This is a genomic window from Pseudoalteromonas sp. BSi20311, from assembly GCF_000239875.1.
Taxonomy (GTDB): Bacteria; Pseudomonadota; Gammaproteobacteria; order Enterobacterales; family Alteromonadaceae; genus Pseudoalteromonas.
On sequence record NZ_BADU01000117.1, the window covers coordinates 1 to 11,883 of the forward strand.

Sequence of the window (11,883 nt, forward strand, 5' to 3'; positions counted from 1 at the left end):
CCCAGCGTGTTGAATATAATACGTATCATAAATATGGCGAATTAGCGCAGGATCATCGTCTCTTTTATTATCACGTGCAAAGCTCGCTGTGCGCCTTAGCATAGACACTAACTTTTCAGCTTGTGTACTCTCAATACTAGAAAAATCCATCAGCGGCACTTCTGGTGCCTGTTGAGTTACCTCGTTCACTAAAGAAGATATATTGCGGCTATGTACATTATCAAAAAGTAACGTTTCAATAAGCTCTAATTTAATAAACGGTCGTAAGCATGGGGCTTTTGAATGGGCTTGAGGATAGCGAATATCAATTTGTTGATATCGATATTCATCAAAAACAGTTGGAGTATTTTCTACAGAAAAATAATCATGTGAATTAATTGCAGCAATTAACTGTAAGTGGAGCGCTTTTCTAGCCTTTCTTCTTTTAGTTTTAGACGTGTTAGCAGTTAAATCTTTGGGAATGATTTTTATATCAACATCTTCAGACATTCGATGAGTTTTAATGCCTGACTTTGTTAATGCCGTACCACCTGAAAAAACTAAAAAATGCGTATCAAAAGATAACTCACAAAGTAGCTTAAGTAATGCAACTACATAGTAATCTTTTTCAACAATGGCAGGATTACCCATACCAAGAGCATCCGCTACATCTAAAAATAAATCACTATCAACTCGCATTAATAGCGCTATTATTTACAACAATCTTGCGCTTAAAGCGGCTATTGGTCATTATTTTAAATGAAGCGGGAACTTGTAAGCTTTCACCATTAAGACTGCGTTGTGTAAATTCATCAAACTGATACTCAACGCCCAGTTTTTCAATAGCCTCTAAAATGACACCATCTGCACCCGCAGGTGATGCAGGCATTAACTTACCAGTAATGCGATTTTCTCGCGCTTTAGTATAAAGCCCATAACCAATACGTAACAACTGGCCACTATCAACTAGCTTTTTTAAAACACGGCCAACTTGGTCGTAACCTGCAATATCAGCAAAATCAGCACGCTCAAAAACATAACGCTTAGAGCGGTTTATTCTTGTGGTTACTTTACTTGCTATTGTCATATTAATTACTCTCGTTGCTTAGACAAAATATAGCAAACATACGACATCTAAACAATGCAAACATACGACATTAAAAGAGTAATAGCACGCTGACCTTTAGGTAAAAACTCAACAACGGGCTGCGTGCATCGAGCTTATGCAAATATCCTAGCGCCTAGTTACTTCCCTGAAACACATTTTTTTATTCTTACCTCTTTAGCGCAGCGCCTCATAACCTCTTTGTGAATAAATCACTTAAAACCATATTTGCACAAAGAGAAGACAGCGGGTTTCGAGCAGCGAGCGACGGGCTATAAATTCAGACTAGCGCCTTTAAACTAAAACCTTTTACCTATTCCCACCGTAGGCGTTAAGCTTGCTGACGCGAAAAGCGTAGCTTTTAATGGCAAAACCCGATCTCCGCAACTCGATACTCGTCTACTTTATTTATACATGTCGCATTGGCGACGACAACCAAAGAGAAGTAACCGCCGACTTCTCTTTGGAATCTCTCGGCGCCCCGAGCTTTTTGCACTTTCCTCAAAAGCTAAATTGATATGAACGTAAACGCCGTGTAAGGCACATCCATGTGCCTGTCACAGCTTTGATTGCATCCATGCAATCGATTACTCATCAATTGAGTTTTTTCGGGCAAAATGACGGGGGAATAGTCTTGGCATTAGCCTTCAAATTTGTCGATGCGTTAAGAGTTATGTATATTAAATTTATACTTAATTTGAGTAACTTATATGGCTGATCAAGATCAAAAGGGTAAATGGCTTTCGAGCAAAGAGGTCATTAAAAATCTAAAAATAACAGACTGTGAGTTAATGCACCGCCGCGAGCGTGGTGAACTTAAGTTTGAAAAGCGTGGGCGGGCGTATTTTTATTATTTTGAAATCAAGGATGAATAAGTGATATTCCAAAAAATAGTGCTAGAAATGCTAGCCAAAGAACAAAAAGTATCTATTCCGCAAGGCTTCCAAGACTATGTTAACGCTAATAATTTAAAAGCGAACACGGCAGCATCAATATCGATAGATGCTATTAAGAAGCTGCCAAAGCTTTTAAAAGAGCAAAATACAATGGTGTTAAGGCTCGGCTCGCGCTCGGGTTCAAATCAAACTTATTTTTCGCTTGTAAAAACAAATGATGTAAACGATTTCTTTTTTAATGACCAAGCTCTGTTTGGTCAATTACAACCTGAACTATTTTTACCGAACGTATCAATAAGAAGTTTATTTGCATTTCAACTCCTGCCTAAAGTTACTGAGACCTCAGTTGTAAATCTAGCTATAGCATCAGGGTTAATGGCTGAAGCTCTTAATCTCGAAGATGATAAAACAATAGTTGTGCCAGCAACGGGGCAAAGTACATTCACATTTAACTTTAAGCCACTGGCTAACGAAGATATTGTCCTTGAGCATATAAATGGTCAAGTTGAAATCGATGCTGTATTTGTTGCTAAGCGAGACGGTAAAGAGCACTTATTTGTGATTGAAGCAAAACATGGCGATAAATTTGATTCGTTGGCAAAACACAAATTGCTTTACCCTAGTTTAAGCCTATTACAAAAGCTGCCCTCGTCTATGCCTATAGTCCCTGTTTATTTGAGAAGTATAAAAACAGAAAAAGGGATCGACTTCTATATTGCTGAGTGCACTTGCATTGTAAATCACCCATATTCTCAATAACTTAAAAGATAACGTGCAACACTAATCTTGTTGAATATATGTACTCTTAAATCATTAACTTCATGTTCGTTACCTATACCTAAAATTTAAGCGCTTTTCGCGCGAGCAAGCTCTGCGCCTACAAGTTAAAGCGCGAGGTAAACTCCCGCCTACATTCATAAACACCAATTTACCAACACACTCCAACTCCCCGTGATCACACCCGAAAGTTATAAATTGATGAGTAATCACTTGCATGGATGCAAGTTAAGCCGTGACTTCGCCACGGATGGCGAATACACGGCGCTTACGTTCACATCAATTTTTAACTTGAGGACACAGTGTAATCCTCGGGTGCGCCGAGAGAGTCCAGAGAGAGGTCGGCGGCAGCCTCTCTTTGGTTGCCATCGCCAACGCGATAAAACCTCGAATAGAGGTTTTTAATCCCTTTCCCAAAATCATATATAAATCACGGCTCAAGCCAATTCCTACACTTTAAAAGCGCTAGGCAAACTCACGCCTACGGCACATCCTACAAATTTAAAAGCTGCGCTTTTCGCGTGAGCAAGCTCTGCGCCTACAAGCTAAAACGCGACTACAAACTAACCTGCAACCACTTGTTTAAACCGTGCGAAGGTTCGCATGCTTTCATCAGCAATCATTACCTCATAATCTGGGTTTTGAGCAATTAGCTCATATTGCCCATTAGGTAATTTATTAACTTTGCGCAGTAAATACTGCCCTTCCCCGCCTATATCATCTCGCTCTATCGCCACTATTTGGCCACGTAGCGATCCGGCTTTATCGGACGTTATTAGCTCAAGTAACAGTAAATCACCATCAAGTATTGGGTGTTTACCGCCGTTCATAGAGTTGCCCGAAGCGCGTGCTAAAAAGTGCACGTTTGGATCAAGCTTGCCTGCGCCAAGTGGCGCATCTAAATATTCAACATCGCTGCTATCGCCAGTTTTAAAATGCCCACAGGCTATTTTAATATTTGGGAAGTAACGTAACTTCAATGCGTTAATGATGGTTTTAAAATTAGCTTTCGGCTCCGCCGCCAAATTTGTTTGCTCTGATTTATTTACAACTTTTGAAAATTTAAACACCTCAGCTTTCGGCTTTGCTTCTTCAAAACTGTTTTTGCCAAGCCATAATTTAGCACTGCTTGATTCAGCTACTTGATACGCCCAATTGCTTACTGCAAGCGATTTATCTGCATCGCAATAAAAGTAAGGTTGCAGTTTATTCGTTATTTCGGCCTTATGAATATCAAGGTTTTGTTCTAGCCAGCGGTCGCGGTGAGCAACAGCGGCGAGGTGGTCTCGCTTGTTGTTATTACAATCAGCATGTGCAGCAACAAAGTTATGTGCTAAATCGTTTGGGTAGCGCTTAAAAGGAATAAAGTGATCGATCTCTGGCGTTTTTTTAGTTTCTTTTTCGTTTTTTAGATTCATTGGCTTTTGGCAGTAAAAGCAAAGCCCGTTTTGAATATCTATCAATAGTGGAGTTACCACTTTTAACGCCGCTCTATTACTGCCAAACAAGAACTCTTGTAGCTGGCTTTGCGAGCCTAATAGCGTTTGATTAGCTTTTATAGTTTGTACTTTTTCTATCCATTCAGTAACACTAAGATGCACAACCAAATCGTAAAAGCGCCTAAAACACTGAGCTATACCAGCATTTAAAACAATTCGCTTGGGCTCTCTGCCTTTACCTAAAAGTGTATGGGGATATAAAAAACATTCTTCTTTACCCGAAAGTAACTGTAACCGCCAAAGAGGGCCATCGATAAATGTTCGTCTAAGAGAACTAATTACTTGGTTATATTGTTGGTAGTTTTTGAATGCGTTGTAACTTTTCACACCTGCATTTTGTAGTTTATAAATTTCGGTGATGAACTTTGCCTGTCCTTGGCTATTTTGCTTTAACAGCATGTCTTCGGCATTAGTAATAATATCGGTAGAGTGGGCAGCGTAAGGCATTGAGTGGTTCCAATAAAGTTGGATAAATTTATCGACTAACGTGTCTATTTTTATTTCCATTGGAGCACTCTGATCTTCATTTTGCTGTTCTACGCAAATATCAGCAATAGCATGTAATAGTGCATATTTATAAGTTGCGGTGAATTCTCCCTCAACCAACATGCGCTGAATATATGCAATAAAGTCGAGTTGTTGCTGCATTGCGCCAATCATAAAGTGGGAGCAGCCTTAATTAACGCATTGAGCCACACTTCGCTTTCGCGCTCTGGTCGTTGGTCGACCGTTTGCCATTGTTTTAGTATTTTAAGTTTTGTGTGGCTGTTAATTAACGCAGTTAAAGCACTTTCATTTAAATCGGTAAATTCACGGCCATTATGTACACGCTCTTGCGTGCCATATTTAAACGACACATACAAAACCCCGTTTGGTTTTAGGGCATTTTGTAGTTTTAAAAACACCTGTGGTAACTCTACTTTTGGTACGTGCAATAAACTGGCGCAACACCAAATGCCGTTGTACTTATTGGTACAATTTAGCTGCTGAAAGCTTTTAACCTCTACGGCTTGTTGTAAGTAATTACTGGCTAACTTTGCAAGCTCGGGACTTGCGTCAAATGCGCTAACAGTAAAACCTTGCTGTTTAAAATACATTGCATCGCGGGCGCTACCGCAGCCTGCATCTAATATATGGCCGTGTTTAGGGATAAGCGGTAAAAACTCAGCGTAAAGCGCCGACATATCAACATGAAGCGTTGAGTCGCTAAAGCTTTGTGCGTTTTGATTGTAGTAATTGAGTGTTTTAGTAGGCACTAAATTCACCGCTCCTTGGTTTATTTATTAACAGCGCGAGCTATTAATCTGGTATTCATTTATAACTAATCTACAGTATCAACATTTAAAAATATAGAGCTACGGCAATATATACGCCCTAAGTAGTATGTTTTCATTACAAAAAAGCACTGTTTAATTGTTATAAACCAATGTTATTTACACTTTTACCTATTAACTCTACATCTTTGAAAGTATTAAAGTTATATAAACGCATCGGCGCTATTTGAATGAGTAGCGATAATCAAACTCTTACCTTAATCCACACTAAAAACATGACTGTTATTTACCCTGCAGTGTAACGGCTTGAATAAACGTTTATTTAAGCCGTTATAAGCTTACCAAGCGTTTTAAAGGTTACATTACGTGCAATCGCTTTAGCTGCTGGCCTTTTAATAACAACTACCTAACCCTGTTTATATTTACAACTTGGTTTATACTAAAGTGTTGTAATTTTTTAGAGTAATAAAATGCTTAAAGTCGCTTTTGTTGTATTACTAATCTTTAGCTGTAGCGTATTTGCCTGTAACAAAACACTTAAGGTGGGTACTAATGAACGCAACTGGCCGCCTTATGTGGTGGCAGTTAATAACAATTTAACAGGCGTTGAAATTGATGTGGTAAATACGATTTTTAACGGCTCACCTTTTTGTTTAAAGTTTATGTTGCTGCCTACCTCTGCTCGTGCTTTTGAAGAATTAAAAGAAGGCCGTATTGATATTATTTTTGCCGCGAGTAAAACATCAGCAAGAGCTGATTTTGCCTATTTTAGCGATGCCTATCGTGATGAAGTAGTTCGCCTGTATAAATACACCGAATCGCCTGATTTAAATAACATTAGCGATTTTTTTATAAAGATTTAACCTTGGCGGTTAACCGTGGCAGTTATTATGGCGTTGCGTTTGAGCTGTTTAAACAGAACCACCCCGCTAACGTTATTATGATGCCTACAGCCGAGAAACGTTTTGCAATGCTCAATAAAAACAGAGTTGATTACGCAATTGAAGACGAACTAGCAGCGCAATATTTTATAAACCAATACCCAGCAATAGAAGCGGTTACTAATATGGCGGCCATCAATAAGAGTTCTATTCATTTAATGCTAAGTAAAAAAACCATTAGCCAAGTAGAGTTACAAGCTATAAATGAGTTAATTAAGCAAAATAAATCCGCTATACAAGCCATTTACCCACATTACTGAACCCGTAGATTTCGCAACATTTAAAAGCTGCGCTTTTCGCGCGAGCAAACTCTGCGACTACAATCACAAGCCGGATTATAAACTCCCGCCTACATTCATAAACACTAAGAGTGTAATAGGTGTTAGGTTTTAGGACAGTGACAGAGATTACTAGTTATTAGGCTGTTTGCACAAGCACGTAACTCGTATCCAGTAGCAGCGATTTTATATCGCGTCAGATTAAGCCTAAATAACCTGAACTCTGGATAATAAATCAATCTCAAGCAGCTATTTTCAGCGCTAACTGCGTTGAATTTACTTGCAATAGGCTAGCTATTGACGCGTAATTTCGCCTTGTTTTCACTGGAAATCTCTGGCTAGAGAAAAATAAACATAAATATCATTTTTGATTCAATACGTTAGTAAATCTCTTAACCAGAGTTCAGGTTAAATAAATATTTACCACCGAGAACACAGAGTTCACAGAGAAATGCTTAAAAAATACCGTTCCACCTCTGTGTAGCGCAAAGCGCCTCAAGAACCTCTGTGGTGCAAAATTGTTTTTAAATTAAAAGCGCGAGGTAAACTCCCGCCTACCGATATGATTAACGTTGACGGTTATCGTAGACGGGCTTTATGCCGCGCAAGGTCATTATTCACAAAGAGGGCGAAGAGACGCTGCGCTGAAAAGAGAAGGCGCTGGGTGCTAGGTTGTGCCCGTAGCCCACTACCCGCCGCCCGAGAACTTTACCTTTCCCCTTTAACCTCAATCAGCTTGCTAATTCGGCCATCGCTTTTTGGCTAAACAAGTGCATAGTTACATAATGTCGTTTTTTAATAATCGTCTTCACAATTTCTTGATCTATATTCAAATAATCATGCACAAGCGCATTGCGTAAACCGATTATTTTACGCCATGAAAGCAACTCATTATCGGTTAAAACACCGAGTTGCGTTAGTTCACTAAATGTTTGGTAGGCATTACTGCTTGTCGTGTTTTTATACTTTTTAAGCCAGTGCTTAGATAAACCAATACACACTTCTGTCATTAACTGTAACAAACGCTCTGCGGCACGGTAGTCTCTATTATTAAGTTGATCTATTTGGCTTAATTCGTCGAGTTCTTGCATATATTCATCAATATGTCGTGTTACTTCACTTATATAAAGCGCTATTCCTGTATCAATCATGCTTACTCGCTATCATCTCAAATTCAAATTGGCTATAAATACGCTGCTGCTCTTTCATCGCTCTAAGGCTATTTTTACCTAAAATTACACATCCGTACTCTATTATATTGAATGCAAGGTAACTGGGGATTAAGTTTATATCAACGATTGAAATAAGCTGTTCGTTTAGGCTAAGCGCATTGCTGATTTCTAGCTCGAGTTCTTTTGGCCTGAGTCGTTTATCAAACGAGCTAAGATCAAAATTTTTAAAAGCGATAGCAAGATCAATATCACTATGAGGTTGTGCTGTACCTTTGGCGTGAGAGCCATACAACCAAACCACTTCAATGTCGCTATTTTTCTGCAAGAAATTAACTATTTGTTGAAAAATATTATTGCTCAAAATAAAAAACCATTAGTAAAAACTAAGATAATCATAACTTATCTATTTTATACTGAACACTAAAACCGATAATGTACTTTTATTCACGTAAATTAATTTTAAGTGATGTATTCACCAAAGAAGCGCTAGGTAAAAGGCGCTAGCTTCTGGGGAAGTAACTAGGTGCTAAGTTATGCCCATAGCCCAAAACCCGCCGCCCGAGAACTTTTACCTTTCCCCTTTAATCACTTTCTCTGTGTACTCTGCGACCTCGGTGGTAAATAGTGTTTTAATTTATTTATTCACCACGAGGAAGAAGAGGCGCTGCGCTGAAAGAGAAGGCCAAAGGCGCTAGGCTGTGTTCGCTACTCGTCGCTCGTAACCTTTAATTTCAATCTTCCACTTTTTTAGATCTTTTTGCGTAACCAAAACAAGCTGCCTTCGGTGGCTATCCACGCTTGTTTACCCAGTGAATTTAGGTATATCCCTACTTCTTCTTTACTGCCTGGGCTGTAAAAATCAAAGTCGTCACTTTTTAGTTTTTCTTGCCCAGTAAGTAGTTTTATAAAGTGTTTATTAAGCTGTTTAAGTTGCTTTTTGTATTGCTTGGCTTGGCTAGAGTCACCATTTTTATGAAATTCACTCAAGGCGCGGCTTGCTGTGGCATGGAGCTCTTCGCTGTCGAAGTCAGCTAAAAACGCATCTAGCTTTTGCCACTGGCCTTTAATTATGTAGCAGTTCATTAGCCAATGCCGATTCGCTTGATTATCCATGGGGTTTAATTGCAACAGTGTTTCAAATTCATCAATGGCAAGTTGTATATTGCCTTGTAGTGCGTTAATTTGTGCTCGGTGCGACCGTAGCATCATATAAGGGCGTGTTTCGTGGATCAGCCAAAAGTGGCCTTGGTTTTGTGCTATGTATTGCTCTGTAATAAAACCCTCAAACAGTTCAAGTAACGCTTCTATCGGTTCAAACGCGCTGGGGGTAAAGTCGCTAAGGATTGCTTCCATTAATTGATCAATCACTTCGTCGTCAATCATTTTGCCAGCAGCAAAGTCATTGCTGTGCTGTTGGTGTGCAAACTCTTCTAAAAATTGTTCGTTAAACGCGGCTTCGTCTTCATCGCTCCAGCGGGTGTTTTCAATAAAACGAATGTTGTAAAGCGCGTCGGCTACAAAGTAGATGTAATTCTTTTTAAATGATTGCGCTAAGCCCTGGTTACTAGCAAATTTTTTCATTGCAGCTTGCTCAGAGCTAAAGGCACTAAGTACTTCATTCAAACTTGCTAGCACCTCTTTTTGGTGTTTGTTTAGGCTGCGTTTATCAATAAACTTAAGTGCCTGTAATGCCCCTTTACAGTAGTTTGGTAATGGCATATTAGCTTTGAGTGAATCGCGGTAATCGGTTTTCGATAAGCTGCATTTAGTGGGCATTTTAAAGTCTTCGCTCATCACTTTTTGCATGCTGTTATTGTAATTTTCCATCAGGCTTTCGAGGTACTTTAATTCAGCGTCTGTTGTAAAATTAATCTCACCTAGTAGGTCTGGCTGCCATTGGCTGGGCATTATTATGTCGGGCAGTAAGCCTAATCCTAAAAAGTAACCCTGAATAAAGTAATAATCTGGCTGTTTTACACTTAGCTTACTAAGTTTTATAACTTCACTGCGAATTTTTGTAGGCGACATAACTCACTCTTTTTGATATTTTTTATTACAATAAAGCCGTACTTAAAAACAATCAAGTGAGTTAACGTTTAAATAGGCTAGCCTTTAGTATACTTGGCCTGTATAATTTGCCGCCTTATTTACACCTATTGCCTGGTCTATTTTCGCACCTGCTGCGCCCATAACCCTGTCAGTATTTTTCTAGGACACCTTTTTTTGATCTCCACCGCAAATATTACGATGCAGTTTGGCGCAGAGCCGTTGTTTGAAAACATTTCAGCTAAATTTGGTAACGGTAACCGTTACGGTTTAATTGGCGCTAACGGCTGCGGCAAGTCGACATTTATGAAAATTTTAAGCGGTGCGCTTACGCCTAGTGCAGGTAATGTGTCTATTACGCCGGGGCTAAAATTAGGTAACCTAAGCCAAGATCAGTTTGCGTTTGAACAATACAGCGTAGTTGATGCGGTAATTATGGGCGACGTTGAGCTTTGGAAAGTAAAACAAGAGCGCGACCGTATCTATTCGTTGCCTGAAATGAGCGAAGAAGACGGCATGAAAGTGGCAGAGCTTGAAAGCATCTTTGCTGAAATGGACGGTTACACAGCAGAAAGTCGCGCAGAAGAAATACTACTTGATGCGGGTATCGATAAAGAATTTCATTATGGTTTAATGGCAAACGTAGCCCCTGGTTGGAAATTGCGTGTGCTGTTAGCACAGGCGCTATTTGCAAATCCTGATATTTTGCTACTTGATGAGCCAACTAATAACTTGGATATTCATACTATTACGTGGCTTGCGAATGAGCTTAACCAACGTAAATGTACCATGATTATTATTTCCCATGACCGTCACTTTTTAAACTCGGTATGTACGCACATGGCCGATATTGATTACGGCGAGCTGCGTATTTACCCAGGTAACTACGAAAAGTACCTTGAAGCCTCAGGCTTGCAACGCGAACAGTTATTAGCTGAAAACGCGAAAAAAAGCGCTGAAATTGACGAGCTGCAAGACTTTGTTAACCGTTTTGGTGCTAATGCCTCTAAAGCAAAACAAGCCAGCTCGCGCGCTAAAAAAATGGATAAAATTAAGCTTGATGAAGTTAAAGCATCAAGTCGTATGAGCCCGTCACTGAGCTTTGATGAGGGCAAAAAAATGTATCGCCAAGCGCTTGAGCTAACCAAGCTTGGCCATGGGTTTGACGGTGAAACGCTATTTACCGGCGGCGACTTATTGCTAGAAGCGGGTGCAAAGCTTGCGGTAATTGGCGAAAACGGTGTGGGTAAAACCACCTTTTTACGGTGTTTAGTTAACGAGCTTGAAAGTTTACACGGTGAGGTGAAATGGTCAGAAAACGCGACCTTTGGTTACTGCCCACAAGACAGCAGCAAAGACTTTGATAACGACTTAACTTTATTTGATTGGATGTCGCAGTGGCGCACTGCTAAACACAACGATTTAATGGTTCGTGGCATGTTAGGGCGTTTATTATTTACCGCAGACGATTCAAATAAAAAAGCGCGTAACTGTTCAGGTGGTGAGAAAAACCGTTTGTTATTCGGTAAGTTAATGATGCAAGACGTTAACGTACTAATAATGGATGAACCAACAAACCACATGGATATGGAAGCCATTGAAGCGCTTAACAATGCGCTAAAAGACTTTAAAGGCACACTTATTTTTGTAAGCCATGACCGTGAGTTTGTTTCGTCACTAGCAACGCGTATTGTTGATATTAAAGACAAGCAAGTGATTGACTTTCAAGGTACGTTTGACGAATACCTGGCAAGCTGCGAAGAAAACAAAGTAGCTTAAGAGCTAGGTTAAAGGTTAAAGGTTAAAGGTTAAAGGTTAAAGGTTAAAGGTTAAAGGTTAAAGAAATAGCCTAAACCATTTAAAAGCGGTGCTTGTTTAAGCGCCGTTTTTTTGTGCCTGGGGTTCGGGGTTCGGGG

Annotated in this window: 12 protein-coding genes; 5 read left to right on the forward strand and 7 right to left on the reverse strand. The window is 39.6% G+C overall.

The features are described from left to right. Positions 1–678: nucleotidyl transferase AbiEii/AbiGii toxin family protein (locus tag P20311_RS12960; protein WP_036985173.1), on the reverse strand; the 678-nt coding region annotated here is incomplete at its 3' end. Further along, on the reverse strand, positions 668–1,066 hold the full coding sequence (locus tag P20311_RS12965; protein WP_008113525.1) for a DUF6088 family protein: 399 nt from the start codon (positions 1,064–1,066) through the stop codon (positions 668–670). The genes P20311_RS12960 and P20311_RS12965, both read right to left, overlap by 11 nt. 728 nt (positions 1,067–1,794) lie before the next feature. On the opposite strand from P20311_RS12965, the gene P20311_RS19135 reads away from it, so the two are divergent. Next, positions 1,795–1,959, forward strand: coding sequence for a hypothetical protein (locus P20311_RS19135; RefSeq protein ID WP_008113526.1), 165 nt, complete (start codon positions 1,795–1,797; stop codon positions 1,957–1,959). Then, on the forward strand, positions 1,960–2,739 hold the full coding sequence (locus P20311_RS12970; RefSeq protein ID WP_008113527.1) for a hypothetical protein: 780 nt from the start codon (positions 1,960–1,962) through the stop codon (positions 2,737–2,739). A gap of 581 nt (positions 2,740–3,320) precedes the next feature. On the opposite strand, the gene P20311_RS12975 is transcribed toward P20311_RS12970, so the two are convergent. Together P20311_RS12975 and P20311_RS12980 are read right to left on the reverse strand one after the other, a co-directional pair. Next, positions 3,321–4,916 carry a S24 family peptidase gene (locus tag P20311_RS12975; protein ID WP_008113528.1) on the reverse strand — a complete coding sequence of 532 codons (1,596 nt, stop codon included), beginning with the start codon at positions 4,914–4,916 and terminating at the stop codon, positions 3,321–3,323. Next, entirely contained in the window at positions 4,913–5,512 is a 600-nt protein-coding gene (locus P20311_RS12980; RefSeq protein ID WP_008113529.1) for a bifunctional 2-polyprenyl-6-hydroxyphenol methylase/3-demethylubiquinol 3-O-methyltransferase UbiG, read from the reverse strand. The genes P20311_RS12975 and P20311_RS12980 overlap by 4 nt, the downstream gene beginning before the upstream one ends. A gap of 488 nt (positions 5,513–6,000) precedes the next feature. On the opposite strand from P20311_RS12980, the gene P20311_RS19440 reads away from it, so the two are divergent. Both P20311_RS19440 and P20311_RS19445 read left to right on the forward strand, forming a co-directional pair. After that, the gene (locus P20311_RS19440) at positions 6,001–6,393 is read left to right on the forward strand and encodes an ABC transporter substrate-binding protein (protein WP_008113531.1); all 393 of its coding nucleotides are present in this window, start codon (positions 6,001–6,003) and stop codon (positions 6,391–6,393) included. 2 nt (positions 6,394–6,395) lie between these two features. Beyond that, complete coding sequence (locus tag P20311_RS19445; RefSeq protein ID WP_008113532.1) at positions 6,396–6,731, forward strand: transporter substrate-binding domain-containing protein; 336 nt, start codon at positions 6,396–6,398, stop codon at positions 6,729–6,731. A gap of 749 nt (positions 6,732–7,480) precedes the next feature. On the opposite strand, the gene P20311_RS12990 is transcribed toward P20311_RS19445, so the two are convergent. The 3 genes from P20311_RS12990 to P20311_RS13000 all read right to left on the reverse strand — a co-directional run bounded on the left by P20311_RS12990 (position 7,481) and on the right by P20311_RS13000 (position 9,949). Then, positions 7,481–7,900 (reverse strand): DUF86 domain-containing protein, encoded by a 420-nt coding sequence (locus P20311_RS12990; RefSeq protein WP_008113534.1) that lies wholly within the window; start codon positions 7,898–7,900, stop codon positions 7,481–7,483. Next, positions 7,893–8,282: a nucleotidyltransferase domain-containing protein gene (locus tag P20311_RS12995; protein WP_008113537.1), complete on the reverse strand. Its 390-nt coding sequence runs from the start codon at positions 8,280–8,282 to the stop codon at positions 7,893–7,895. Before P20311_RS12995 ends, P20311_RS12990 begins: the two co-directional genes overlap by 8 nt. A gap of 386 nt (positions 8,283–8,668) precedes the next feature. Then, positions 8,669–9,949, reverse strand: a complete 1,281-nt coding sequence (locus tag P20311_RS13000) for a lipopolysaccharide assembly protein LapB (RefSeq protein WP_008113539.1) — start codon at positions 9,947–9,949, stop codon at positions 8,669–8,671. A 195-nt stretch (positions 9,950–10,144) separates the two neighbouring features. Here P20311_RS13000 and P20311_RS13005 point away from each other — a divergent pair, with 195 nt between their 5' ends. Further along, on the forward strand, positions 10,145–11,746 hold the full coding sequence (locus P20311_RS13005; RefSeq protein ID WP_076923146.1) for an ABC-F family ATPase: 1,602 nt from the start codon (positions 10,145–10,147) through the stop codon (positions 11,744–11,746). The last annotated feature ends 137 nt before the right edge of the window (positions 11,747–11,883 follow it).